At 38.3% G+C, this 23,913-nt stretch carries 27 protein-coding genes; 14 read left to right on the top strand and 13 right to left on the bottom strand.

All coding sequences use genetic code 11. The annotated features are described in order from the left end of the window. Nucleotides 1-19: 19 nt before the first annotated feature. Nucleotides 20-1,375: a NarK family nitrate/nitrite MFS transporter gene (locus tag A33Q_RS04860; RefSeq protein ID WP_016254692.1), complete on the bottom strand. Its 1,356-nt coding sequence runs from the start codon at nucleotides 1,373-1,375 to the stop codon at nucleotides 20-22. A gap of 228 nt (nucleotides 1,376-1,603) precedes the next feature. Here A33Q_RS04860 and mobA point away from each other — a divergent pair, with 228 nt between their 5' ends. Further along, nucleotides 1,604-2,158, top strand: a complete 555-nt coding sequence (mobA, locus tag A33Q_RS04855) for a molybdenum cofactor guanylyltransferase (protein WP_009032386.1) — start codon at nucleotides 1,604-1,606, stop codon at nucleotides 2,156-2,158. A 167-nt stretch (nucleotides 2,159-2,325) separates the two neighbouring features. Here mobA and A33Q_RS04850 read toward each other — a convergent pair whose 3' ends face one another. The 3 genes from A33Q_RS04850 to A33Q_RS04840 form a co-directional block, all read right to left on the bottom strand. Then, entirely contained in the window at nucleotides 2,326-2,763 is a 438-nt protein-coding gene (locus A33Q_RS04850) for a VOC family protein (protein ID WP_009032385.1), read from the bottom strand. An 11-nt stretch (nucleotides 2,764-2,774) separates the two neighbouring features. Continuing rightward, complete coding sequence (locus tag A33Q_RS04845) at nucleotides 2,775-3,638, bottom strand: SRPBCC family protein (protein WP_009032384.1); 864 nt, start codon at nucleotides 3,636-3,638, stop codon at nucleotides 2,775-2,777. Nucleotides 3,639-3,751: 113 nt separating this feature from the next. Then, entirely contained in the window at nucleotides 3,752-4,726 is a 975-nt protein-coding gene (locus tag A33Q_RS04840; RefSeq protein ID WP_009032383.1) for a GlxA family transcriptional regulator, read from the bottom strand. A 348-nt stretch (nucleotides 4,727-5,074) separates the two neighbouring features. Here A33Q_RS04840 and A33Q_RS04835 point away from each other — a divergent pair, with 348 nt between their 5' ends. Genes A33Q_RS04835 through A33Q_RS04825 form a run of 3 tightly spaced genes read left to right on the top strand, consistent with a single transcriptional unit; the run spans nucleotide 5,075 to nucleotide 6,130 of the window. After that, nucleotides 5,075-5,488: a VOC family protein gene (locus tag A33Q_RS04835; protein ID WP_009032382.1), complete on the top strand. Its 414-nt coding sequence runs from the start codon at nucleotides 5,075-5,077 to the stop codon at nucleotides 5,486-5,488. Nucleotides 5,489-5,490: 2 nt separating this feature from the next. Next, nucleotides 5,491-5,886: an SRPBCC family protein gene (locus A33Q_RS04830; RefSeq protein ID WP_009032381.1), complete on the top strand. Its 396-nt coding sequence runs from the start codon at nucleotides 5,491-5,493 to the stop codon at nucleotides 5,884-5,886. After that, nucleotides 5,876-6,130, top strand: a complete 255-nt coding sequence (locus A33Q_RS04825; protein WP_009032380.1) for a hypothetical protein — start codon at nucleotides 5,876-5,878, stop codon at nucleotides 6,128-6,130. Before A33Q_RS04830 ends, A33Q_RS04825 begins: the two co-directional genes overlap by 11 nt. 188 nt (nucleotides 6,131-6,318) lie before the next feature. On the opposite strand, the gene A33Q_RS04820 is transcribed toward A33Q_RS04825, so the two are convergent. After that, nucleotides 6,319-7,269, bottom strand: a complete 951-nt coding sequence (locus tag A33Q_RS04820) for a helix-turn-helix transcriptional regulator (RefSeq protein WP_009032379.1) — start codon at nucleotides 7,267-7,269, stop codon at nucleotides 6,319-6,321. Between the two features lie 88 nt (nucleotides 7,270-7,357). Here A33Q_RS04820 and A33Q_RS04815 point away from each other — a divergent pair, with 88 nt between their 5' ends. The 6 genes from A33Q_RS04815 to A33Q_RS04795 all read left to right on the top strand — a co-directional run bounded on the left by A33Q_RS04815 (nucleotide 7,358) and on the right by A33Q_RS04795 (nucleotide 10,883). Next, nucleotides 7,358-7,849 (top strand): DinB family protein, encoded by a 492-nt coding sequence (locus tag A33Q_RS04815; protein WP_009032378.1) that lies wholly within the window; start codon nucleotides 7,358-7,360, stop codon nucleotides 7,847-7,849. A gap of 373 nt (nucleotides 7,850-8,222) precedes the next feature. Then, on the top strand, nucleotides 8,223-8,366 hold the full coding sequence (locus tag A33Q_RS22100; RefSeq protein ID WP_016254687.1) for a hypothetical protein: 144 nt from the start codon (nucleotides 8,223-8,225) through the stop codon (nucleotides 8,364-8,366). A gap of 406 nt (nucleotides 8,367-8,772) precedes the next feature. Then, entirely contained in the window at nucleotides 8,773-9,738 is a 966-nt protein-coding gene (locus A33Q_RS21475) for a CobW family GTP-binding protein (protein ID WP_051394812.1), read from the top strand. Further along, nucleotides 9,735-10,256, top strand: a complete 522-nt coding sequence (gene dcd, locus A33Q_RS04800) for a dCTP deaminase (RefSeq protein ID WP_009032375.1) — start codon at nucleotides 9,735-9,737, stop codon at nucleotides 10,254-10,256. Before A33Q_RS21475 ends, dcd begins: the two co-directional genes overlap by 4 nt. After that, nucleotides 10,253-10,492, top strand: a complete 240-nt coding sequence (yidD, locus tag A33Q_RS21765; RefSeq protein WP_009032374.1) for a membrane protein insertion efficiency factor YidD — start codon at nucleotides 10,253-10,255, stop codon at nucleotides 10,490-10,492. Before dcd ends, yidD begins: the two co-directional genes overlap by 4 nt. Beyond that, nucleotides 10,377-10,883 (top strand): Fur family transcriptional regulator, encoded by a 507-nt coding sequence (locus tag A33Q_RS04795; RefSeq protein WP_009032373.1) that lies wholly within the window; start codon nucleotides 10,377-10,379, stop codon nucleotides 10,881-10,883. Before yidD ends, A33Q_RS04795 begins: the two co-directional genes overlap by 116 nt. Nucleotides 10,884-10,898: 15 nt before the next feature. Here A33Q_RS04795 and mog read toward each other — a convergent pair whose 3' ends face one another. Further along, complete coding sequence (gene mog, locus A33Q_RS04790; protein ID WP_009032372.1) at nucleotides 10,899-11,426, bottom strand: molybdopterin adenylyltransferase; 528 nt, start codon at nucleotides 11,424-11,426, stop codon at nucleotides 10,899-10,901. Nucleotides 11,427-11,691: 265 nt separating this feature from the next. Here mog and A33Q_RS22095 point away from each other — a divergent pair, with 265 nt between their 5' ends. Next, a complete protein-coding gene (locus A33Q_RS22095) occupies nucleotides 11,692-11,862 on the top strand; it encodes a hypothetical protein (RefSeq protein WP_009032371.1) in 171 nt (56 codons plus the stop codon). Between the two features lie 23 nt (nucleotides 11,863-11,885). Here A33Q_RS22095 and A33Q_RS04780 read toward each other — a convergent pair whose 3' ends face one another. Both A33Q_RS04780 and A33Q_RS04775 read right to left on the bottom strand, forming a co-directional pair. Beyond that, nucleotides 11,886-12,290, bottom strand: coding sequence for a GNAT family N-acetyltransferase (locus tag A33Q_RS04780; RefSeq protein ID WP_009032370.1), 405 nt, complete (start codon nucleotides 12,288-12,290; stop codon nucleotides 11,886-11,888). Nucleotides 12,291-12,322: 32 nt separating this feature from the next. Then, nucleotides 12,323-13,237: a helix-turn-helix transcriptional regulator gene (locus A33Q_RS04775; RefSeq protein WP_009032369.1), complete on the bottom strand. Its 915-nt coding sequence runs from the start codon at nucleotides 13,235-13,237 to the stop codon at nucleotides 12,323-12,325. A gap of 63 nt (nucleotides 13,238-13,300) precedes the next feature. Between A33Q_RS04775 and A33Q_RS04770 the strand changes: the two genes are divergently transcribed. Further along, nucleotides 13,301-14,860, top strand: a complete 1,560-nt coding sequence (locus A33Q_RS04770; protein ID WP_009032368.1) for an ArnT family glycosyltransferase — start codon at nucleotides 13,301-13,303, stop codon at nucleotides 14,858-14,860. 5 nt (nucleotides 14,861-14,865) lie between these two features. Here the strand turns inward: A33Q_RS04770 and A33Q_RS04765 are convergent, their stop codons facing one another. From A33Q_RS04765 to A33Q_RS04750, 4 genes are all read right to left on the bottom strand, one after another. Further along, nucleotides 14,866-15,732: a DUF5777 family beta-barrel protein gene (locus A33Q_RS04765; RefSeq protein ID WP_009032367.1), complete on the bottom strand. Its 867-nt coding sequence runs from the start codon at nucleotides 15,730-15,732 to the stop codon at nucleotides 14,866-14,868. Nucleotides 15,733-15,737: 5 nt separating this feature from the next. Next, complete coding sequence (locus tag A33Q_RS04760) at nucleotides 15,738-16,286, bottom strand: YceI family protein (RefSeq protein WP_009032366.1); 549 nt, start codon at nucleotides 16,284-16,286, stop codon at nucleotides 15,738-15,740. Then, nucleotides 16,283-16,783, bottom strand: coding sequence for a QcrA and Rieske domain-containing protein (locus tag A33Q_RS04755; protein WP_040489954.1), 501 nt, complete (start codon nucleotides 16,781-16,783; stop codon nucleotides 16,283-16,285). Before A33Q_RS04755 ends, A33Q_RS04760 begins: the two co-directional genes overlap by 4 nt. Nucleotides 16,784-16,916: 133 nt before the next feature. Next, the gene (locus tag A33Q_RS04750) at nucleotides 16,917-17,456 is read right to left on the bottom strand and encodes a hypothetical protein (RefSeq protein ID WP_009032364.1); all 540 of its coding nucleotides are present in this window, start codon (nucleotides 17,454-17,456) and stop codon (nucleotides 16,917-16,919) included. Between the two features lie 230 nt (nucleotides 17,457-17,686). Here A33Q_RS04750 and smc point away from each other — a divergent pair, with 230 nt between their 5' ends. Beyond that, on the top strand, nucleotides 17,687-21,226 hold the full coding sequence (gene smc, locus A33Q_RS04745; protein WP_009032363.1) for a chromosome segregation protein SMC: 3,540 nt from the start codon (nucleotides 17,687-17,689) through the stop codon (nucleotides 21,224-21,226). A gap of 103 nt (nucleotides 21,227-21,329) precedes the next feature. Beyond that, complete coding sequence (locus A33Q_RS04740; protein ID WP_009032362.1) at nucleotides 21,330-22,742, top strand: TlpA family protein disulfide reductase; 1,413 nt, start codon at nucleotides 21,330-21,332, stop codon at nucleotides 22,740-22,742. Nucleotides 22,743-22,815: 73 nt separating this feature from the next. On the opposite strand, the gene hisB is transcribed toward A33Q_RS04740, so the two are convergent. Beyond that, a complete protein-coding gene (gene hisB / locus A33Q_RS04735; RefSeq protein WP_009032361.1) occupies nucleotides 22,816-23,910 on the bottom strand; it encodes a bifunctional histidinol-phosphatase/imidazoleglycerol-phosphate dehydratase HisB in 1,095 nt (364 codons plus the stop codon). Nucleotides 23,911-23,913: the final 3 nt, after the last annotated feature.

The raw sequence follows: 23,913 nt of genomic DNA, 5'->3' as shown, positions 1-23,913 counted from the left end.
TTCAATTTAGCTCTTATTTTTACATCAGATAGGCAGGGGCAACCTCCATATTTTTTTCGGCAATGGAATTTATGAGTTCTTCGGATGCTTCTTGCTCATCTTCTTTGCTGAATCTGATCAGAAATGAAAAAACAGAAACTAAGGTTACCGTAATGCCCAAAATGGCAAGTGCATCTGAATAGCTAAGGGATTCAGACTTGAAGAGAAATCCTGCCAAGACCGCACCTGTATTGCCACCTGCTCCTACTATTCCTGAGACAGTACCAATGGCTTTTCTGTTCACAAAAGGAACCACAGCGTAAGTCGCCCCTTCAGCCATCTGTACAAAAAGGCTAAATACAATCATGGAACCGATCGCAAATGGTAGAATATTTATTTGGGAAAAAAGTACCAGTGACAATCCTTCGGCAAGAAGTACTGCACCAAGTAGCCATACCCGGCCTTTTAGCCCCCAGTTCATTCCGGCTTTATCCCCAAAAAAACCTCCCATAGACCTGGCGAATAGGTTCATCAGTCCAAACAAACCTGCAATTAAACCTGCTGTCTTGAGGTCAAGCTCAAAAAAATCATGGAAATAAATTGCTCCTATATTATTGATGGTCAATTCTACACCAAAGCATGCTCCGTAAATCAGAAAAAGCAACCACACCCTGTAGTCTTTTGAAACAGTGGCAAAGCTTACTTTGGAAGCTTTCTTTTCCACTTTATCCGCAAAATCTTCCTTCTTGAGGTCTTTTAAATTTCCTTCAGGCAGATCCGTAGTATGACGGTAATACAGAAATCCGCAAATTACCATTAATATTCCAGGCACTACCATGGCCAACCTCCAAGCTTCCTGATCCAGAAACCCTATGGACACAAAACCTGCAAAAATAAGTGGCATCAGCATTTGGGTTACCCCACCTCCAAGATTTCCCCAGCCTGCGGTGGTGGCATTGGCAGTGCCTACCACATTTGGAGCAAACATCATAGAAGTATGGTATTGGGTAACCACAAAGCCTGCTCCTATTACTCCTATCATCAGCCTGAAAACAAGGAAGCTCTCATAGCTGTTGCTAAAGCCGATCAACATGACCGGAATGGCTCCCAATATCAATAGGTAGGTATAGGTAATTCTAGGCCCAATTCTATCAAGAAGCCATCCAATAGCAAGACGTGCAAAAATGGTAATGGCAACCGATGAAATGATGATGTTTCCGATCTGGGATTTGGAAAGAGCTAGCTCTTCTCTGACTACCGCCATCAAAGGCGCAATACCAAACCAGCCGAAAAAACACAGAAAGAAAGCTATCCATGATAAATGGAAAGCTTTCATCTGTGGTGTACGGAAGTTTAACAGGTTAATTGATGTTGCTTTTTTACTAGAGGTTTTCATAGTTGTTGTGGTTTATGGTTAGAAATCTGGAAAACCTTGGGTTATTGTCTATTGGCTAAAGCATTGGCAATGTAATTAATATTTTTAAGTAATCTAAGTATTATTACTTATTTTAATAAAATTAAAGCCAGTATTTTTAAGTTCTATTACTTATTTATAATTTATAAAACTTGAATTAATTAAAGAAAATGGAGACATTTACTTATATTCATCATATAGTCTAAAATCATGGAATTATCATTTTATATCTTATCAGGGGGAAAAAGTAGCCGGATGGGTGAAGACAAAGGGCTTTTAGAGGTAAATGGAGAAAAAATGGTAAAGCAAGTTCTGGAAAAGCTTATGTCAATAGGACCTCAGATCAAAATCATCACCTCGAATAAGGCATATAAAAATCAGGGCTTTCAACTATTGCCTGATGTAGTTCCAAATAAAGGTCCCATGGGTGGCTTATTAACGGCATTAATAGATTCTCCCAACTCAAATGTATTTATTATCGGCTGTGACATGCCTTTGATTCCTAAGGAAGCATACCTGCATTTGATCCGGTCTCATCAGGAGGATAGAATTACAGTTGCAAGTATTGGAGGCATACCCAACCCATTATTCAGCATCTATCCCAAATCCCTTGAATCAAATGTTGCAAGTCTTATTGCAGATGAAAAATTAAAAATGATAGATTTCATCAGGGACAACAAACATGAGGTAATTCCTATGGAAAATCTTGCAGGGTTTGATATTGAACATTTCAGAAATTTTAATTCAAGAGAAGACTTGAAATGATTTTTATGCCATTTTTAACAAAGAGTTAAAATATTACACCTTTTTCTCCTGTTGGGATTTCTAAAATATGTGATCTGTTTAATAAAAAAATTCCAACTAGATGTCACCAAAAATTGTCCCCATTTTGACTTCATCATGCCTTTAGCTGCAAAGGTATGGAAGAAATTTTAATGGAGTGAAGAGCAATGAAACATCCACTGCACACCAAATTGATCTGTGCAGCTACCAAAATATTCCCCCCAGAACATTTCCTGAAGTTCCATGGTGACTTCACCATTTTTAGAAAGTGCTCCAAATAACTTCCGGGTTTCTTCCTTGGTGTCTAAATGCAGGCTAATATGTACATTATTGCCAATGTTGACATCCATTCCCATACTTGAAGGACAATCAGACCCCATCAAAAGATGACCTCCTACAATTGGTAATGTCATGTTCATGATTAGGTTTTGGTCTTCTTCCGGCAAAGGAGGCATACCCTCTGAAGGAGGCATATCTTTGTACCTGTGAACCCCTTCAATAAAATCTGTCCCAAACACATCTTTGTAAAATGAAAAGGCCTTTTCTGTTTCTCGTCTGAAATTGAGGTAGGTGGATACTGTTGCCATATCATTATCATTTAGTTTTCACAGATTGATTTAAGAGATTCCAATGCTTTAGGCCATGTATTTTCAAAATATTCCTGATACTCCCGATTGGTATCTGAAATAATTTTCAGCAGCGTGCCACCGGCTACAGGTTCAAACCTGTATTCCTCCAGTGCACCTGCCCAAATACTAATTTCGGGTCCTTCAGTAATTTCCTCACCCTTATCTAAAATTCCGTAATGTTCAAGGCTTACAACTTCATTAGGAATCGATTTTTTTACTCTAGCAACCATTCCGCCTTCATTACCTTCACTGTCCCTGGCGATAAATAGTATTTTCTCTCCCTCATCCCATGAGCCACGATAAAAAGATCCCGGATAAAATGCATATGTCCATTGCTTATAGGTATCCTCAGCCAACATGGTTTCGTACACTTTTTCAACAGGCGCTTTGATCAGGATTTCAAAATTCATCCTGACTATAGCAGCAAGGCTCTCGGTATAAGACTTAAAATTTTCTAAAATAGCTTGCCATCCTTTTTTTTGAAGCTCCTCTGAATTATCTTTTTCAGCTTCAAATTCCTGACTGACAATCACATATTCCTTTTTTTGCTCAAATTTCACATGGACATTTCTTCCATCATCAAGTACCGATGAAATGGATTCACCTTCCTTAATATCTAAATACTTCCCTGAAAAATCAAAACCCATACAGCCATCTTTTGCTTCCATTCTGAAGGAAAACCTACCATCAGGTTGAAGCTTATTTTCAGCTTTGGGGCAATGCCAAGAGTCCGAGGCATAGTTCCAATTGACAATATGATCAGGTAAAGTCCATGACTTCCATACCAAACTCAATGGAGAATGGATTTCTTCAGAAATTCGAATAATAGACATATTTTATTTGGATTGTTTAATATTTAAAAATCTATAAAACAAATATACCACGCTAAAATGTATTCCAATAGTTAAAAAACGACAATAAAAGGGTCAAATGCGACAAAACTAATTCAGTTTAAAAAAAGGCCATACTTATTTTTATAGTCGACCGGTGAGATCCCCGCGTACTTTTTAAAAATATCACGGAAAGATTTAGAATCTGAATAGCCTACTTCATGCATGATTTCACTTACGGTTTTACGGGTTTTTTCAAGATTTCTCTTAGCAGCCTCTACCCTCACCCGCTGAATGTATTCCAACACTGTATTACCGGTTGCTTGCTTAAACCTCCTTTCCATAGTCCTCCGCACCATATTGAACCTTTCACAAAGATCATCGACCGTGATTTTATTTTCAAAATTCATTTCCACATATTCCTGAATATCTATCACTTCCACATCCGGATGGTCTTTTTGACCCTTAAAAATGATAAATGGAGACTGGGAGTTTCTACCCATGTCAATCTGAAATATTTTAGAACAATACACAGCTGCCTCTCTGTTTACCATCTTTTCTATGACATATAAAATCAGATTTGCAGATGAAAAAGCTCCCCCTCCTGTATAAATACCATTTTCATCTGTGAGCAGGTTGTCAGCTTGAAGCTTGGTATTGGGAAAAAGCTTCTGGAAATCTGCAGCAGCCTTCCAATGCGTCACACATCTTTTTCCATCCAATAATCCTGTTGAACCTAAAATAAAGGCACCCAAACATAATGTTACCACTTCAGCTCCCATGGCATATTGACTTCTGATCCATGAAAAAAAGCCGCTGTTTTCCCGGATTGAAATTGCCATGTCAGCAGTCACAGGAGGGATGATTATGATATCTGTCTTAGCTGTATCTTTCAATAATTTATCCGGTTTGACGGTGTATAAGCCATTGTTGAGGGATACTTCTGGTACCAATCCTATAAGGTTAACATGAAACATGGGAGCTTTGCCTTTTAGTCTTAAGTACTCATTGGCTTCCAGGAGACCTTGTCTAGCATTTTCCAGCCCACCAAGATTTACCTGATGTAACAATAAAATAGATACATGTTTCATGTGTTAATAATTTGTTTTTCAATGGTCACCCCGATCAGTCGGAGCAGGCTATGGAATGCTCTGAATAATCATCACGCTAAGTATGAACTTGTTCTCATGGGCATTTCACAAGTATATAATTGTCTTAAAACCGCTATTTGGAATCTTCGCATGGTTTCCCCTGGACTATCTGGGCATCTCATTTTATGCCTATTTCATCACGCTCGATTGCCTAGGGCAAATTTATTTTTTAAATATGTCGGAATCAACCTCATACATTGTCGTATTTACACAGGATAATTCTTACATGTTCGACTTAGTTTTGTGCTATACCAATGATTTTATTCTTTCAATCAACTCCATAACGATATGATCAAACAAATTTACCTCAATCTTCCAGTGAAAGATCTTACTAAATCTATGGATTTCTTTTCGCATTTAGGCTTTAAGTTCAATAATCAGTTTACAGATGAAACAGCTGCATGTATGGTTTTAGGGGAAAATATCTTTGTGATGCTACTTACAGAAGAAAAATTTAGTCAGTTTACGGACCGAAAGATCGCAGATGGACACCAAACCTCAGAAATGCTTATTGCCATAGATGCGCCAAGCAGAAAAGCCGTTGATGAAATGGTTATAAAAGCGCTTGAGGTTGGAGCGTCTTTATATTCCAAACCTAAGGACCACGGATGGATGTATCAAAATGCCTTTGCAGATTTGGATGGTCATCAATGGGAGGTACTCTTTATGGATGAGGAAGCACTTAGGAAACAAACCGCCTGAATATGCACCAAATCGAGCATCTCACTAAAATAAAAGTTTCTACTGAAAAGGTTTATGAGGCTATCACAACAAAAGAAGGACTTTCAGCCATCTGGACTCCGAAACTCAAAGTAGAGCCGATACTCGGACATGTCAATGAATTTGACTTTGATGAGGGATATATCACCAAAATGAAGGTGATAGCACTTAAGGAAAGTCAGCAAGTGACCTGGCATTGTATTGCCTCTGATAATGAATGGCAAAACACAATTATCAATTTCGATTTAAGAGATAAAAACAATCTAACCGAAATTATCCTAACTCATAGAAATTGGAGAGAAATCACAGATTATTTCCGATTGTGCAACTACAATTGGGGGATGTTTTTATATAGACTGAAAAATTATTGTGAAAACTGAACCGCTGCAAATAAGAAAACAAGTGGAGGTATTTCGTACTACTGTAAAAGATCAGGAATCAGCCGCATTGATCTTGGTCAAATTCCAAAGCATATACCCACAATACAAGGTAAATTTCGACCTGGATGACTGTGATAATATCTTCAGGGTGGAATACTATGAAAACTTAAACATTGATGAACTTCAAACTGTATTTCAGCAAAACGGTTTCAGCGCCTTTTTATTGGAAGATCCACAATTTTAACATGAATAAACCAATGGCATTTTGATACTTGAAAACCCCAAATCAGTTGGCTACTCAAAAGGTAAAGAATAGCGGCTGACTACGACCAGTCATTAAAGTTCTGGTTTCCATAGATTTAGGAGCATATCCTGACATCTCAAATAAGCATCCTTGTGATTGAAAATCAGGAAATATCATTTTCCAAAATATTAATCCAATTTTCTTCTTATCCCATTTACAATCTCTCTCATCATTTCTTTGGCTGATTCCGGTGCTATAAGCTTTACTGAATCGCCCATCTGAAGCAACCATCTCACAAACCCTTCACTGGAAGAAGTCATAAATTTCATCTCAACATGATCCTTATGTCTGCTTTCCATTACCAAGCCCATATTGTACTTTTGTACCCTGAGGTATTTTTCCTGCTCAAAAGGCACTTCAATCGTAAACTCAGTAAGATTTTCAGTATTTCTTACTTTTTCAAGGTATTCGGCCAAACTTGGATGCGATTTTTGGCTGTATGTTTCAGTACCCAGTTGTAAGCTGCTGATCCGATCGAGGCGGAAATTCCTATAATCTTTCCTTAACCTGCACCATGCTATCAGGTACCATTGTCCAAATGAAAAATATACTCCCAGTGGTTCTACAGTTCGTGTAGAAGTCTTTTCTTCTTCAAAGGTAGTATAAATGATCGTGACAATAATTTTATCTGACAAGGAATGCAGCAGGTGATTCAAGTAATCTTTGTTTCGATCATTGCCAAGAGGGTTATGGTGAAAAAGAACACCGATTTGGTGTTCCAGGCTCTCCAGCTCATCCTTCTGATTATTTTTTAATACCGACTTGATTTTGATCATCGCTGAGTTCAAATGTTGACTACTCCCCTTATCCGAAAGCTGGGACATAAGTTTTTCAGCCAAAACCAACGCCCTTCCTTCATCCTGTGTGAACATTACAGGCGGTAGCCGGTAGCCGTCCACCAAGGAATAACCCATACCCGCTTCTCCAATGACAGGAATGCCCCCTTCTTCCAAAGCTCTGATATCTCTATAGACGGTTCTAAGGCTTATGCCAAACCTTTCAGCAATTTCTTTGGCTTTGACCACCCTTTTGGATTGAAGCTGGGTAAGAATAGCGGTTAACCTGTCAACTCTGTTCATGATAATATTTTTGAAAGTATAAAAATACTACTGACATACTGTTGTCACAAGTCATATGTTTTTTTGTAAAAACAAATTTATAAACACTATGAAAACACAAGAATCAATGCTCACTCTTATTACTAAGGATCAATTTTTGAACCATTGGCAAGGTCATCGCTTACTTACAAGAAAGGTAATTGAAACGTTTCCAGAGAAAGAACTTTTTGAATTTTCCATTGGAGGCATGAGAACCTTTGCACAGATGGTATCAGAACTCTTGGCCATTGCGGCTCCGGGTGCCAAGGGCCTGGCAACAGACATTTGGGAAGAATTGGACGAAAAAGACCGCTCAGGTAACAGCAAAGAAAGGTTACTGGAACTCTGGGATAAATCCACAGATGAAATCAATCTCTATTGGCCTCAAATTAGTGACAATAGGTTTCAGGAAGAACTACTCGCATTTGGTCAGTACAAAGACAAAGGGTTTTGTACACTATTGTATTTCATTGACAACGAAATCCACCACAGGGGCCAGGGCTATGTTTATTTGCGGGCACTGAACATTGAGCCACCTGCTTTCTGGGAAAGGCAGCTTTGAGTTAAATGACAACTAATATTTAAAATACCTTCATCAAAAAGCCAATCCCAGCTTAACTTGACAAGCAATGAATCGGTCAAGGGAGGGGGAATAAATTTTAGAGTAAACCTAAAATTCAGCCTGCTTCCTTGACTCTTCATTTTCATTGACATCATCTCCCTTTTTCAGTAAAAAATGAAATTGACAATAACTTACAGGAAACTTAGAATCAATCCCTTTTTCAAAATCACAGCAGATTGAGAATCCTCATAGTCAATATTCCACAACCACTACAGTTTTCACGGCAAATATTTTAAGTGGAAAATCAGGTCTTTTCTTAAAAACTAGCAATCAGGCAAAAAAAAGGGAGCCTCCCTCCCCTTTCCATTACATCATGCCTTCCTCAGCAAAACTGATTAAGCACTTCATTGAAAATGTTAGGGTCCAGCACGATGATTTCCAGGTGCTTCCCTGTCTCAGGGAGTTTATTGTACAGTCTTTTGTCCTGTTCCGTGGGGCTGATATTCCATTGGTGTAAAGAATTTTAGTTTCTTCTCTGAGGATGTTTCTGGAAGTAGTCATGATATTATTGTAAACTTTTCACTCTTTGCGCTGGAGCTTTTGTTTAGCCCCTGACCTGGAGTCTGCAAAACCACTGAATTCAAGGTGGAATGGAATAAATCCTCCTCAGAAAACCCTTCCTGTTTATGCCGTAATACCTTGGTCCCTTCAGAAAGCCCATCAGCCATGTGTCGTTTCAGGGCTCCTATTTTTGGCTTTCTAAAGGCTGGAAGTAAAAAGTTGAAAGATATCAATATAGGAAAGTAAAAGGCTTTCCCTTTTCTAGCAGAATTGCAGTAACCGATAAAGAAGGAAAATATACAAGCTTCTATCTTGCAACTTTGTTGCATTTAAATTTTTAGAAATATACCTTGCATAAAAAAATGAACATGACCAAAAGAATCAAGACTTATCTTCTTACGGGATTTTTGGGAGCAGGAAAGACCACGCTTTTAAACCACCTGCTATCCAGAAGTAAATCAGAGCTCAATTATGTTATAGAAAATGAATTTGGTAAAAGTTCTGTAGACGCTGAATTAGTCATTAAAAATTACAACAAATTGTTTGAACTGAACAACGGGTGCATTTGCTGTTCTCTTGACAATGAGCTAATTGAAGTACTGGTCCAAATGATACAGGCAGATACTTTGCCGGACAATCTTTTCATAGAAGCCTCTGGCGTGGCAGATGCAGGACAGTTGGCATCAATTTTTAAGCGTGAAGATGTCATACAGTACTTTGATTTTCAACAGGTAGTCTGCATGGTGGATGCTGAAAACTTTGAAGACAGGGTACAGGAAGTCCCTGAGATGTTCCGTCAAATTGTAGCTTCGGACCTTATTCTGATTAATAAAACTGACTTGGTTCAGGAAAAATATGCTGAATCCGTTAAGTCTGAGATTGAAAGTATCAATCCTCTTGCAAAGACTGCACTCACTACTTTTGGGAAATTTGACTTTGACCTGTTCGATTCAAGCGCAGAAAGTATACTGACCAAGATAGATCAATCAAAATTGGATGCAATTAAACCTGCTCATCGCATGAAAAGTATTGCTATGGAGGTCCCATTTGAGTTTGACCGAGATCAACTATATGCTGTACTATCCACTTCTATTTTTTTGTACTACCATCAACTGTACAGAATTAAAGGTTTTGTCAAGTTAAAAGGGGAAGATCAAGCTGTTTTGGTTCAGTCAACTGGAAACAAGCTCACAATTTCCAATCAGTACAAGAAAAATGAATCCCAAAAATTGGTTTTGATCTTTATAGGTAGGGATATAGAGAGAAAAGGAATCGAAAGGCTCATTCATAACGCTATTTCTTCTAAATTAAAAGCTTCTACCATATGATCTTAAGTGGAGTTGAAATTAAAAACCGTCTGAACAAAGACATATTTATCCATCCATTTAGTGAAGAAAGGATCAACCCAAACAGTTACAATCTCCGCCTGGACAACAAGCTTTTAGTTTACAATGATGATGTTTTAGACATGAAAAATCAACATGTCACTGAAGATATGATCATACCAGAAGAGGGGATAATTCTTGAACCTAACAGGTTGTATTTAGGCAGGACGGTCGAATATACCCGAACAGAGAATCTGGTACCCATGCTGGAGGGTAGGTCATCGATTGGGCGGTTGGGCCTTTTCGTACACATTACTGCCGGTTTTGGGGATGTGGGTTTCAGTGGTTACTGGACTTTGGAAATCTTCTGTGTACAGCCCATCAAGATTTATCCGGGAATTGAAATCTGTCAGATATATTATCATGATATATCAAAGCCATTTGAAACTTATAGCACTGGAAAGTATCAAAACAACGACGGGATTCAGGCAAGTATGCTCTATAAAGATTTTGAACCATGATCAGGTGGCTTTTCATATTTCCTGTCAAGCTCTATCAATGGTTTATCAGTCCAATGTTCCCCTCTTCTTGTCGTCATCAACCAAGTTGTTCCAACTACATGATTCAGGCCATACAAACCCATGGTGCCTTTATGGGGCTCTGGCTTGGCATTAAAAGATTATTCAAATGCCATCCTTGGGGCACATATGGCTATGATCCAGTTCCTGAAAAAAACAAATCCAATGGAAAAGTTTAAAAACATACTTCATGTATATGGGGTTAGGCCCAATGAAAACAGGGTATTGGTACTTCAACTCTTGACAGAAAGTAAAAAGGCCTTTTCATTATGCAATCTTCATCAATTGTTCAGGGAGAAAATGGATAGAACTACAGTTTACCGCATTTTGATCCTTTTTACAGAAAAGGATATTCTTCAAAAAATCCCCTGTACAGATGGGAACCTTCTTTTTACACTCAAAACTTCAAATAAGGAAATCATTAACAGTCCAAAATTCAGGTGTAAATGCTGCCAGAAAGTTGAAGTTCTTCCAGATTTACCCGTGGAATACCTTAATACTTTGACGGGAAAAAACATCAATCCTGAAACTATTGCTATTGAAGGCTACTGCAAAGACTGTCATGCCTGAAACAGTTTAACATTGCTAGCTTTTGGGCCTAAAAACCTTAATCTTTGATTCATCGCATTCCAAATAAGGACCACCGATCAAATCAAGACAATACGGAATAGCTGAAAAAACAGCTTCCAGACATTGGCGGATAGCAGATGGCTTACCTGGCAAATTGACAATCAGACTTTGTTTGTAAATCCCGGCTGTCTGTCTTGATAAAATCGCGGTTGGCACATATTGCAAGCTCACTTGACGCATCAATTCCCCAAATCCAGGCAACATTTTGTCACAGACTTCCTCTGTAGCCTCCGGGGTTACATCTCTGGGAGCTGGACCTGTACCTCCAGTAGTCACGATCAAGGCGCATTTTCTGTCCGACATCATCCTAAATGTAGCCATGATTTTCTCTTTTTCATCAGGAACTACCTGGTAAACTGGTTCAATTGAATTGCTTAATACATCCTTCAAAAAGTCTAATATTTCCTTACCAGAAATATCTTCGTATACATTGGCTGCCGCTCTGTCCGAACAGGTAAGGATTCCGATGATTATTTTTTCCATTTTCTAAAGTAGAACAAAAATTAAAGTAAATGCAATATTATTGCATAAATAGAAGGTTGTTTACTAATTTTCTTTTGATTCTATTATACTGCCTCGGTAACCTATATTTCTTTATTGACCAATTCTTCTACCTCCAATATAAAAGAGCATCTGCCCAATCAGGTCTTGAAATTTCTCAAATTGATCCCTGAAAAAATTAAATATTGGGTGGGGAAATAGTAAAAGGTCAAATTTAGGAAAGGTAGACAAAGCGGGAAATATCGATATGGTCTATCAGCATATCAATGCAGATGGGGCAATCCGCCAGGGTAAATGCAGATCAAGCCCATACATAACCGAGGGTGGTAGACTCCTCTTAAAAGAGGTCTGGGAATTGACCAATGGAGACCTATCAAATAGAATGTCAGAGATAGAGGAGATTCAAACCGAACTTTAATCAATTTATCAAAAAGTACAGTTTCATAATTCCATCTCCATGATCACATATTCCTTACCTGTCTTGAAGAAAGTTTTTGTTGTTGCAGTGAAACCAAATCCCTCATAAAAATCAACCCTTTCAGTTCTGGCATTGCACCAGATTTTTTTAACCGACCTTTCCTTTAAAAAACCGATTAAATAAACCAATAGCTTGCTTCCAAATCCTCTTTTCTGATAATCCGGTAAAGTTCCAAACTTTCTAAACTGTACCACCTCCCCGGTTCCAAAAATCGAAACCACTGAAATCAGCTTTCTATCCAGAAGTAAACCCAAATGAACAGCCTTTTCATCTCCTTCAACCTTTACAAAATCCATAGACTCGTCCGGCCACATGGCTTTTTGTCTGATGGGCAATGCTTCACCAATTGATATTTCTTTGATAACCATAAGTTAAATAAACAGGTATCAAAAACATTTCCCTAATAAAAATGCTGTTTTTGGATCTGCTCATCAAGATACTCTTTCAACTCTTCTCCTTCCAATACTTGCACTTCTCCTGGAAGACCTAAAATAAACCTTGCTAAGCCTGGGAGCTGTGGCACCTCTCCCTCAAAAAAGTAATGCTTCCTGTTTTTACAATAAGTATGTGGTTTGGCATCAGGAAATTCTTCTATCATCAATTGATATGCCTTTTTGCTCAGTTTCAGTTTGAGGAAAAATTGATTCTTTCCCGAAAAACCAAAAAGCCCCGGCTCCAATCGTTGATGCAGAGACTGATGCTTCATAGGTTTGGAGGTAAGCTGCACCTCACCTATTCTCTCAATTTTGAAAATCTTCATCTCTTTCGATTCCACTTCAAGAGCGTAAATAGCATCGTAATTTTTGTTAAACTGAACCGGCTCGATGAGTCTGTCTGTGACCGAATCTGAACTTAGGGAATAATAATCCTTAAGATATACCTGGTTTTTGTCTTTGACTGCTCTTGAGAGCATATCCACAAACTTTCCCAACCTGGCATTAAAAAGCTGATTGACACTTTGGTTAAAGTCTGAACGAATATTGATCTTTTTAAGAATAGAGTCCTTGAGCAGATTCTTATCTGATGACTTACTCAGCATTTGATTGATCAAATCTATTTCCTCTTCATTAAAAGTTCCATAGGCGTACTCATCGGGACTTCCTACTTTGTCAACCAATCTGAATTTCCCATGCTTCTTTTCTATCTCAAAACCCAGAGCTTCCAGTAGCTTGAAGTATCTATAAATTGTTCTGGTATCTGTTTCAAGCGTTTCTGCCAACTTGTGTACATTCTTGCCTATATTGGATTTCAGAAGGTTGATCAGCCTGAATACCCGAAGTATTTTCTGTTGCTCTATCGTGTTTGCCTTAGCCATGGTATCAATTTAAGTTCAAAAGATAGTACATTTAAGCCCAAAGCTAAAAGTTATTGACACATAATGTCTCAGAATAAAAGTTGGAAGGAAGTACAGTTTATAACAGGAGTTCTATTTCTGATTGCCTATTGGTATTTTGGATATGATGGGATCACATTTTCGGATGATGTGACATATTTAAATTTTGGTCAAAGCTTTTGGAAGGGTTTGCCCTATCCTGATGACAGTCATTTTGGTCACCGTTGGGGTGCATTTATTTTCTCAGGCTTTTTCACATTTATTTTTGGTTTTTCGGATCGGATTGGCTCTTTGGCTTCTCTGAGTTTTGTCCTAACCACATTTATACTACTTTATCATCAAATAAAGGATAACAATAGTAGGTTTTGGTTTACCCTCTTCTTCTGTACTCAGGTTTATTTCCTTCATTTTAGCAATAAAGTTTATCCTGATCCTATTTTGGCATTTTGGGTCTGTCTTGTTCCTTTAGCAGCTTCCTTCAGGTCCAAATCTCCCATATCCATGGCTTTGGTCATGGCTTTGAGCTTAATTATAGGTTTTTCTACAAAGGAAATGATGGTTTTTCTTTTGCCCTTCCCTATTATCCTCTTCGTAATAGATTTAAAAAATAAAGTCAACCTCAAATTTCATCTGTACTTTGTCAGTTTTTCAATTATCATACTGGGCAGTTTTTTTATCTGGTATGGCTTGGTTGAAGGAAACCTTTTTGCAAGATTCTCATCCGTGAATGAAGGCCATTACATTTCTGAATTTACCTATGCAGATAAGGGGGCCTTGGCGATACTCCAAAGAATCAGCTATCTCCCTATCCTTACCTTTATAGAAAGATCCTATTGGATTTGGATAGTTTTGGCGCTTCCGGGATTGATAAAGACTTTTCTTAGCAAGAAGGAGTTTTATGTTGAAATGTCGATCGCTACTCTTTGTCTTTTGTTTGGTTTTTGGTTTATGAGCTCCACCTTGGAGTTTTACAATCCCATATATTTAAATCCAAGACATCTGATCATTTTGGTCCCGATCCTTTCAGTACTGATTGCTTATGGATATGATTCTTGGGAAAAATGGAATTTCCATCTGGCAGGCCTACTTTTTTTTGGGTCTTTAGTGTCCCTTTTTCAATCTGATTTTCAGATGTCTGTTTATCAAGCTGTTTTTGCTTTAATTTTTGCTGCACCCATCAAAAAGTCCTTTACCAAACTTTCATTATCAATCTTATTATTAGCCCCTGTGATCTTAAGTATTGCTTACCAAAGAAAAAATAAGAATTATCAATACTTCAAAAACACATTAACATACACAACAGAAAGAATAGATAATCAATACGTTATATACACAAACTCATTTGTTTACTTTAGCCAAAATGTGCTTCTCGGAAATTCAGAGACTGAAGCAAAAACAGTCTTGGATATTCAGCAATTGAATTTAAAAATTCATTTGGCCAATAAAGAGTTTTACTTGTTGAATTACAAATATTTCAAGCATGCTTACCCTGAAGAAGAGACGTATTTAAAAAAATTCAGATTGAAAGTCGATACCATGGGATTCCAGCAAGAGGTAGTATCTGATGACCCTTGGATTCAGGTCATCAGGTATTATCGGGAATAGTGTTGCTACTTCCTTCTTCCGGTTGCAAAAACCCGATTGACATTAAAACCTAACCTGAACTGTTCTCCAGGAACACCATTTCCACCAGCTAATAAATACTGATCATTTAGGGCTTGGGAAGTCACGAAATACATTTGAAAAACATGACCTCCTGCTTCCAGGTCAATACCAACACCTAGATTATTTCTCAAATCTGAATTCAGATTTGGAATGTATTGTAAGGTGATAGAAGATTTACCAGTAATCTTATATTTACCACTGAAACCAAGCGCAAGGTATAAATTCTGATCTCCCTCTATGAGAAATATTGGCTCAGGACTGTTAAAGTAAGCCATCATAGGACTTACCTGTAAACTTATTTTGTCTGAGAACTTTCTGGCGAGCATAACCTGTGCCCCATAACTGGTTCTCTCCATAAAGCCAGGATTGGCCTCATTCAAAAACTGATAATTGGCAGTATTCACTCCTGCTGCAGCCATCATTGACAAAGAAAATGGCATCTTATCATCCTGCGTTTGCTTCAGGAAGTGATACCTGCCATAAAGGTTATACATTTTATCGGTACTTTGCCTTGCAGCACCCAATGAGAATCTGTCATTGAAGCCATATTCAAAACTGAATTGAATATTGGCACCATTGTCCAGCCCATATAGATTCTGAATTCCACCATCAACAGTTCCGAAGGTGTGCATAATTGCGAAATGAAGTGTTTTTTCATCCAGTGGCTCAACTGTAAATAAGTTAATGCTTCTTGGCGCATGAAAAATCAAATCAACTTCCTGCGAAGGATTGGCAGGTTTTCTTTCCAGTTGGGCTTCTACAGAGTATATGAAGCCAAAAAGAATGGCGAGGGTGATTTTAAGCGTTTTCATGTTAATTATTTCTTCTTGAGTGTGGCTTTGATTGTAACCGACTGTTCTTCGGACAATTCGTAAAACATGACTTTGGGAATGTCTATCTTGTAATCACTAAGGATTACTTTAAAATTCGCTTCCAATTCTAAATTAGAGTCATTTATCCTCTTGATGGTTCCGGGGACCTCAATTTCCCTTTCCACACCGTGGATTTTAAACTTTCCTTTGGCGGTCACCTTTCTACTTTCACCAGGTTTTAACTCCGGTCCTTCAGCGATCTTTCCTGTGAATTCAGCAAACTGGTACTTATGCGTTTCTAAATAATTCTCACGCATGTGTCTATCTCTAAGTCCTATCCCTGTTTTCAGCGTATTCAGATCAATATAAAAATCAAGGAGATTTTTATCCAGATCTACCAATCCATTCAGCTGCTTTGACTCACCATTGAACTCATTTAGTGAAGCTTTGGAGAGAAAGTTCACATATCCTGATTCCGTTAGAAATTCCTGAGAATAGCCGATTGAACTGAAAAGAAGGAAGCATGAAACCAGTAAATATCTAAAACGGCTCATGATACATTTACCGTTAATGTGCGACCATCTACATTGGTAGGAAAAGCAGTAAGAGGTCTGTTTGCCGGACCTTGAAGTACATCGCCTGTATTGGAGAATCTAGAACCATGACAGCTGCAGATAAAAACCTCATTGTTGTAGGACCAATTTCTGTCACATCCTGAATGGGTACAGACGGAGGTGAGGGCATTGAAGCGACCTCCACCTACATTCACTATCAACGCTCTCGCTTCTAATACTAATGCCCAACCTCCTGCTCTGTCCAATGCCTCGGCTCTATCCAAATCAACAGTAATGATGTTATTTTCAAATGAAATTGCATTTCCACCCTCCGCCGGTGGTGTAGTATCATCCATCATGGGTTCCTCGTCTTCTGCGCATGATGTGAAAAAACCTATCCCAAACATCGACATGATTGCCAATGATCCTGATTTTTTTAGAAAGTCTCTTCTCTGTGAGGAAAGCTGTCCTGTTTTGATTGTTGGTATTGTTTTCATGACCGTAGATACGAGGTTATATGATATTTTAGATTTTCTTGGGAATTCTAAAATTGAACCTACGGTAAGATCAATTGTTTTTCACCTGTGATAAAGAACCCAAATCTCTTTACAAAAAGTCAAAAAATGTAAATTAAAAATGCTTCCTGTTTAATATCTCACTGAGAACCACAGCTTCTTTCACTGTCTCAGGATTTTTTAAAAGTGACTTATATTTATTCATCCCGGAAACCTCTTCCAATTCTTCTACTTCAATGGTGGATTTCAAACCCTCAAGCTTAGAGTTCAATTTTACCTGCTCATCAAGCGTCTTCAATTTAGGTTTTTCCACATCAGCAATTTCACCCTGAAACTTGTGAAATTCTTTTGGTTGATCGATGGATTGGGGTTGATACGAATCAGCTCTTCTGGCTTGTTGCACCTCTTTTTGCTTTCTGACCGGTTTTGATTCTATAACTTCGCCCTGACCTGACTCTTCAAAATCCCGCTCCCTTTCCTGTTGGCCTTCTCTGATTTCTCTCAATAGATCGTCAAAAGACACTTGCTTCCTAGGTGCTTCTTGCTCAGGGTTTTCAGGAGTATTTACATCTTCTGGCCCCTTTCCTTTTTTCAAGGCAGTGTAAATAAAATAAATAATGATGGCGATGATATATATGATATTGCCTGCATCCATAAGCTAAAATTTGATTCCAATATACATATAATATTATTTCGGGGAAAAGGTTATCCTTCTCAAGGTCTCTGAAATGATATTATTCAAATTGAACCATGGAAATTTCTCCCTCCATAAAAGTGATGAGTTCACTTTCAGGCTTACAGGTAAGGACCACTAAACTCAGAGTACTTGGTAAATTTCCGAATTGGGTTAATTTTGTTCGATAATCATTTTCAATTTGCTGTAGGATGCTGCTGAGTAAGCTAGAAATAAAAGGTTTCAAAAGTTTTGGTGACAAGATGGTCATCCATTTTGATAAAGGAATTACTGGGGTCGTAGGACCAAATGGCTGTGGTAAATCCAACGTAGTTGATGCCATCAGATGGGTATTGGGTGAGCAAAAAACCCGTATGCTAAGGTCAGATAAAATGGAAAATGTGATCTTCAACGGAACCAAAAACCGCAAGCCTACCAATATGGCCGAAGTTTCCCTTACTTTTGAAAATACCAAAAACCTTCTTCCTACCGAGTACACCCATGTCACTATCACTCGTCGCTATTACCGCAGCGGAGAGAGTGAATACCTCCTCAATGGAATTGCCTGTAGGCTTAAAGATATCACCAATCTCTTTATGGATACTGGAATCAATTCCAATAGCTATGCAATCATAGAATTGAAAATGATTGATGAATTGCTCAACGATAAGAATAATTCCAGAAGAGACCTTTTTGAAGAAGCAGCAGGAATTTCCAAATTCAAAACCCGGAAAAAAGAAACCTTAAGAAAGCTGGAAGATACAGATGCTGATCTTGAGCGGGTGGAAGATGTATTGTTTGAAATAGAAAAGAATCTTAAAAGTCTTGAAAAACAGGCTAAGCAAACTGCCAAGTATTTTGAAATCAAAAAGGAATACAAGGAAGCCAGCATCAACCTTGCAAAAAAATCTGTCAGCAAACACAGTTATACCCTCATTGGACTGAATGAGAAATTAAAAGAGGAAAGTGATAGAAAGCTTGAAATCAATGCCAAAGTAGCCGAGAAAGAGGCTTATCTGGAACAGGCTAAAACTGACTTGATACAAAAAGAGAAGCTACTTTCTTCCAGGCAGAAAACCCTCAATGAGCATGTCAACAAAATCCGGGCTTTTGAAAGTGACAAAAAGATCAAAAACGAGAGGCTAAGATTCTTAGAAGACAGAGCACAAAAACTCAGAGAGCAAATTGATGCTGACCGAAAGTCAAATGACAGAGCTGGCTTTAGTATCCGCTCCTTGGAACAAGAGCGCGAAAGTGCCCAAAAGCAGCTTTCTGAAAAAGAATTTGTTGTAGAAGAACTGAGAAGAGATTACGAATCCAAAAAACTACAACAGGCCGAAATACAGGAAAAACAAAAAGTCGCCAACAAGGATTTTTCTCTGGTCAAGGATAAGGTTTATCAACTTGCCAAAGAACAGGAAATCAAACAAATCCAACTTTCCACTATCAAGCAGGAATTGGAGAAAACAGCCTCTGATGACAACTCTCAGGAAGCTAATCTTGCAGAGTTTGAAGAAAGAATTGTTATACTCAAAGATGAACTTGACTCTAAGTCAGCATCACTTTCCAAAATAAAGGCAAAAGAAGAAGATCAATCCCAAAAAATAGAAGAAACCAACCGCGTGATTGAAATGATCCGTGAGGAGGTCACACAACTTTCCAGAAAATTAGACGCCAAACAAAATGAATTCAACCTTACCAAGTCTCTTGTAGAAAACCTGGAAGGATTTCCTGAGGCTATCAAATTTTTAAAGAAGAATTCTACTTGGGGAAAAGACACTCCGCTCTTATCTGATGTACTGACCACAGAAGACAGGTATAGAGTTACCATAGAAAACTATCTGGAAAACTACATGAATTATTATGTAGTGGAAACAGAAGCGCAGGCCATCGCTGCTGTCAACTTGCTCAGTGATGCAGCCAAGGGGAAAGCCAATTTCTTTGTATTAGAGCACTTTAACAGTTTTCAGCCCAGTCAGACCAAGCTTTTTTCCAATGCCATTCCTGCTACAGAAATCATAGAATTTGATGAAAAATACGGAAAACTGATCAGCTTTATCCTGGACAATACCTACATAGTACAAGGGGAGTTCAAGGATTTTCCTGCAGATCACGCTGCAATTTTTATTACAGAAAGTGGAAAATTCACCAAAAGAAAATTTAGCATTTCAGGGGGATCCGTAGGCTTATTTGAAGGAAAAAGAATAGGCCGGGCAAAAAATCTGGAAAAACTGGAAAAGGAAATTAAAGAGCTGAATAAAAAAGTCTCTGCAACCCGGGCCAATCTGGATAATAAATTATCCGATCTCCTGAAACTTAAAGAAGTCAGTTATAAAAAAGATATTGAAAACCTGCAGCAAGAGATCAGTGAGGTCAATCAACAGTATGTTTCTATCCGCACCAAAAAGGAGCAGTTGAGCGAATTGCTCAGTTCAAATGCCAATAAAAGAGAGGATATTCTCGAAAAAATTGACAGTCTTCAGACCAGCTTGGAAGAAATCGGGCCTGAACTTGAAGCTGAAAAAGCGTCCTTGGAATCTCTGGAGAGTGAATTGGAGCAATTAAATATTCAATTGGAGGAAGAAAGTGAGGATTTAAGCAAGAGATCTCAAGCTTTTAACCAGGAAAACATCCTCTATCATCAGCAACTCAACAGAGTCAATAGCCTTGATCAGGAAATTGAGTTCAAACAATCTGCTTTTGAGAGCAGCAAAGAACGAATTGAAAAATCACAAGGAGAACTCAGTGCTACTGATCAAGAAATCAGAGGCCTTATAGACAATAATGAGCTAAAAGATGATGAATTGATTGAACTTTACGGTGAAAAAGAGGGGATAGAAAAAGGCGTAAATGAAGCCGAAAAAGACTATTACGCAGTAAGAGGTGAAATAGACAGCACGGATAAGACCATTCGTGAGCTTCAAAAAGTTAAAGAATCCATGGATTCTCTCATTCAGGACATTCAGCAATCTCTCAATGAAGTAAGGCTTAAATTGACAAGTCTCAAGGAAAGATTGAGCGTAGAGTTTGAGATAGACCTGGACAGCTTAATGGAAGAAAATCCTGAGTTGGATGAAAACTATGCCGAACTTTCGGAATCAGATCTCCGCGAAATCGTCCAAAAAGCCAAGGATAGATTGGATAGAATAGGACCTATCAATCCAATGGCCATGGAAGCCTACGATGAAATCAAGGAAAGACATACTTTTATTACAGCTCAGAAGGAAGACCTGGAGAAGGCCAAAAACTCTTTGGTAGAAACCATTAAAGAAATTGACTTGGTAGCCAGAGAGACATTTTTGGATGCTTTTGCCAAAATAAAGGAGAACTTCATCAAGGTTTTCCGCTCCCTATTTACTGAAGAAGATCAGTGTGATTTAACACTTTTGGATCCGGATAATCCCCTTGAGAGTTCCATTGAAATCATCGCCAAGCCAAAAGGAAAAAGGCCTTTAACTATTAATCAATTGTCAGGTGGAGAAAAAACCTTGACCGCTACTTCTCTCCTATTTGCTATTTACCTGCTCAAGCCGGCACCTTTCTGTATTTTCGACGAAGTGGATGCACCTCTGGATGATGCCAATATTGATAAGTTCAACAATATCATTCAGACCTTTTCCAAAGAATCCCAATTTATAATCGTGACGCACAACAAAAGAACCATGGCCAGCACGGATATCATTTATGGGATCACAATGATTGAGGCAGGTGTTTCGAGAGTGGTACCTGTAGATCTGAGGGAATTGGCTTGATTTTAAATTATAATTTTTTTGTTAAAAATTATAAACTATTTGATTCTTATTAAATCATTGACTAAATTTTACGCTGTAATTTTATTCAATTTAATTCAACACTATGAAAGTTTCACCATTCTTTTGGATAGTATTTACCTTTTTCGTTTTTGGCTGTAGCCAAAATGAACCTGTAAATACCAAAATTATCATTGCAGGAATACTGGAAAATTCAGAAGCCGAAGAAATCAAATTGTATTTGGATGATGAAATTGCTGAGACCGCTTTAGATGAAGAAGGTAAATTTCATCTGAGCTTGGATTCCGATGAAAGTGCTACCTATTACCTGATCGCAGGAAGGGACAGGCTTCGATTATTTTTAAGTCCCGGAGACAGTATCTATATCAGTGCGGATTCAAAGGAATTTGATGAGACTCTGACTTTGGCGGGTGATAGGTCTATTGAAAACAAGTATTTAATAGCAAAATCAGATTGGGAAAATGAGAGTGGAATTGCTCAGACTATGGAGTTGATGAAGCTGGGAAAGGAAGATTATTTTAAGAAGAAAGACAGCTTCTTTAAGAAGCAAAAAGAAGCTTTTGAGAAGTTGAAAGAAAACCAAGAACTTCACCCTGATTTTGTGAGACTTGAGGAAGCATATCTGGAATATGAACCGCTTGGAATGGATTTGAGGTATCCCATGTACCATGGCTACATTCATAAAATCAGCCAGGATTCTGTGGATTTCCCTATTGAAGAGGCCAAAGAGGCTTTAAAAAAAGTTGATTTGACAAGATCTGACCTTTTAGCTTCCAATTCTTACATTGCTATTCTGGATCAGATAGTCAATGCTGAGGTAAAAGAGATAATCAAAAGGGATAGCTCGCAGAAAGAAGATTATGATGGCTATGAAAAGGCCAGATTGACCGCCATAGAGAATGTACTAAAAGATCCGGAAATCAAAGACCAAATATTTTATAATAGCATCAAACCAAATTTAGATTACAGAGGGCCGGTTCATGTCAAAACTTCTTATGACAAATTTATGGCTGACAACCAAAGTCCCAAACTGGCAGCTCAGTTAAAGGCTATTTATGATAAATGGGATCCAATTATGCCTGGAAAGGAAGTGCCGGATCTTTCCTTTGTCAATATTGAAGGTGAAGATGTCAAATTGAGCGACCTTAAGGGAACTTTGGTGTATGTGGATATCTGGGCTACCTGGTGTGGTCCTTGCATCGCAGAACACCCTCATTGGGATAAAATGAAAGAGGAGTATAAAGACAAGCCTGTATCTTTTTTAACAGTGTCCATTGACGATAGCAAAGAACCCTGGGAAAAAATGGTAAAGGCAAAGAACATGGATGGTTTACAATGGTTTGCAGAAAATGCCTGGAAATCCGAAATCGCGCAGCATTTTAATGTAAACGGTATTCCAAGATTTATATTGATTGATCAGGAGGGCAAAATTATTGATCCATCCGCTGACAGACCTTCTGGTGATATCCGCACTACCATAGACCAATATTTGGAATAGTAATAATAAAAAAAGGGGCCAAATCGCCCCTTTTTATTTTTTCAATTTATCATGTTCTCCCAGTTCCGAGTTTCTACAAGACCCCTTTGGTGCTAGGCAACTGGTTCAAGGCATGAATATCCCGCTGAACAGCCATTTTGATTGCCCTGGCCAATCCTTTGAAAATAGCCTCGATCTTGTGATGCTCGTTGTTACCCTCTGCTTTGATATTCAAGTTGCACTTAGCCGTATCACTAAAGGATTTGAAGAAGTGAAAAAACATCTCTGTAGGCATATCACCGATTTTTTCCCTTTTGAACTCTGCATCCCAAACCATCCAAGGCCTACCGCCAAAGTCTATGGCGACCTGAGCCAAAACATCATCCATAGGCAGTAAAAAACCATAACGGTAAATTCCTTTTTTATCTCCCAGAGCTTTTAAATAAGCTTCACCCAAAGCCAATGCTGTATCTTCAATGGTGTGATGCTCATCAATGTGCAGATCTCCTTTGACTTCAATGATCAGATCAGCTCCCCCATGCTTTCCTAACTGTTCCAACATATGGTCAAAAAAGGGCAGGCCGGTATAAATCTCACATTTTCCAGTGCCATCAAGGTTTACCAAAATATGAATGTCTGTTTCAGAGGTTTTTCTTACCACCTCTCCTATCCTGGCAGGCATTTTAAGGTATTGATAAATCGCATCCCAATCAGTAGTACAATAATCTGCTTCCGGCAAATGATCTCCTATAAAGATGGATTTACATTTGAGATTTTTAGCCAATTGTACGTCAGTTTTTCGGTCACCGATTACATAGGAATTAGAAAGATCGTAATCTCCCTCTAGGTATTCTTTCAATAGCCCAATACCCGGTTTTCTTGTTGGAAGATTTTCATGTTCAAATGATTTGTCCACATGGATCGCAGAGAAAACTATCCCCTCATTTTCCAAGGTCTTGAGCATCTTATACTGTGCCGGCCAAAAATCAGCCTCTGGAAAAGAATCGGTGCCCAAACCATCTTGGTTGGTAACCATAACTAACTCATAATCTGATTCTTCAGCTATCTTTCTTAAATTAGAGATTGCCTTTGGCAAAAACTCCAATTTTTCCAGACTATCGACCTGAAAATCTGTAGGAGGCTCTTTGATAATAGTGCCATCCCTGTCGATGAAGAGTACTTTTTTCATAAA

It is taken from the genome of Indibacter alkaliphilus LW1 (assembly GCF_000295935.2).
GTDB lineage: Bacteria > Bacteroidota > Bacteroidia > Cytophagales > Cyclobacteriaceae > Indibacter > Indibacter alkaliphilus.
Note: the sequence above shows the minus strand (reverse complement) of the source record. Positions and strands in the feature narration are given on the sequence as shown.

What these genes read in the sequence shown, in the direction of transcription:
- A33Q_RS04860 (WP_016254692.1), bottom strand. Translation starts at nt 1,375, where the DNA reads ATGAAAACCTCTAGTAAAAAAGCAACATCAATTAACCTGTTAAACTTC.
- mobA (WP_009032386.1), top strand. Translation starts at nt 1,604, where the DNA reads ATGGAATTATCATTTTATATCTTATCAGGGGGAAAAAGTAGCCGGATG.
- A33Q_RS04850 (WP_009032385.1), bottom strand. Translation starts at nt 2,763, where the DNA reads ATGGCAACAGTATCCACCTACCTCAATTTCAGACGAGAAACAGAAAAG.
- A33Q_RS04845 (WP_009032384.1), bottom strand. Translation starts at nt 3,638, where the DNA reads ATGTCTATTATTCGAATTTCTGAAGAAATCCATTCTCCATTGAGTTTG.
- A33Q_RS04840 (WP_009032383.1), bottom strand. Translation starts at nt 4,726, where the DNA reads ATGAAACATGTATCTATTTTATTGTTACATCAGGTAAATCTTGGTGGG.
- A33Q_RS04835 (WP_009032382.1), top strand. Translation starts at nt 5,075, where the DNA reads ATGATCAAACAAATTTACCTCAATCTTCCAGTGAAAGATCTTACTAAA.
- A33Q_RS04830 (WP_009032381.1), top strand. Translation starts at nt 5,491, where the DNA reads ATGCACCAAATCGAGCATCTCACTAAAATAAAAGTTTCTACTGAAAAG.
- A33Q_RS04820 (WP_009032379.1), bottom strand. Translation starts at nt 7,269, where the DNA reads ATGAACAGAGTTGACAGGTTAACCGCTATTCTTACCCAGCTTCAATCC.
- A33Q_RS04815 (WP_009032378.1), top strand. Translation starts at nt 7,358, where the DNA reads ATGAAAACACAAGAATCAATGCTCACTCTTATTACTAAGGATCAATTT.
- A33Q_RS22100 (WP_016254687.1), top strand. Translation starts at nt 8,223, where the DNA reads ATGCCTTCCTCAGCAAAACTGATTAAGCACTTCATTGAAAATGTTAGG.
- A33Q_RS21475 (WP_051394812.1), top strand. Translation starts at nt 8,773, where the DNA reads ATGAACATGACCAAAAGAATCAAGACTTATCTTCTTACGGGATTTTTG.
- dcd (WP_009032375.1), top strand. Translation starts at nt 9,735, where the DNA reads ATGATCTTAAGTGGAGTTGAAATTAAAAACCGTCTGAACAAAGACATA.
- yidD (WP_009032374.1), top strand. Translation starts at nt 10,253, where the DNA reads ATGATCAGGTGGCTTTTCATATTTCCTGTCAAGCTCTATCAATGGTTT.
- A33Q_RS04795 (WP_009032373.1), top strand. Translation starts at nt 10,377, where the DNA reads ATGGTGCCTTTATGGGGCTCTGGCTTGGCATTAAAAGATTATTCAAAT.
- mog (WP_009032372.1), bottom strand. Translation starts at nt 11,426, where the DNA reads ATGGAAAAAATAATCATCGGAATCCTTACCTGTTCGGACAGAGCGGCA.
- A33Q_RS22095 (WP_009032371.1), top strand. Translation starts at nt 11,692, where the DNA reads ATGGTCTATCAGCATATCAATGCAGATGGGGCAATCCGCCAGGGTAAA.
- A33Q_RS04780 (WP_009032370.1), bottom strand. Translation starts at nt 12,290, where the DNA reads ATGGTTATCAAAGAAATATCAATTGGTGAAGCATTGCCCATCAGACAA.
- A33Q_RS04775 (WP_009032369.1), bottom strand. Translation starts at nt 13,237, where the DNA reads ATGGCTAAGGCAAACACGATAGAGCAACAGAAAATACTTCGGGTATTC.
- A33Q_RS04770 (WP_009032368.1), top strand. Translation starts at nt 13,301, where the DNA reads ATGTCTCAGAATAAAAGTTGGAAGGAAGTACAGTTTATAACAGGAGTT.
- A33Q_RS04765 (WP_009032367.1), bottom strand. Translation starts at nt 15,732, where the DNA reads ATGAAAACGCTTAAAATCACCCTCGCCATTCTTTTTGGCTTCATATAC.
- A33Q_RS04760 (WP_009032366.1), bottom strand. Translation starts at nt 16,286, where the DNA reads ATGAGCCGTTTTAGATATTTACTGGTTTCATGCTTCCTTCTTTTCAGT.
- A33Q_RS04755 (WP_040489954.1), bottom strand. Translation starts at nt 16,783, where the DNA reads ATGAAAACAATACCAACAATCAAAACAGGACAGCTTTCCTCACAGAGA.
- A33Q_RS04750 (WP_009032364.1), bottom strand. Translation starts at nt 17,456, where the DNA reads ATGGATGCAGGCAATATCATATATATCATCGCCATCATTATTTATTTT.
- smc (WP_009032363.1), top strand. Translation starts at nt 17,687, where the DNA reads ATGCTGCTGAGTAAGCTAGAAATAAAAGGTTTCAAAAGTTTTGGTGAC.
- A33Q_RS04740 (WP_009032362.1), top strand. Translation starts at nt 21,330, where the DNA reads ATGAAAGTTTCACCATTCTTTTGGATAGTATTTACCTTTTTCGTTTTT.
- hisB (WP_009032361.1), bottom strand. Translation starts at nt 23,910, where the DNA reads ATGAAAAAAGTACTCTTCATCGACAGGGATGGCACTATTATCAAAGAG.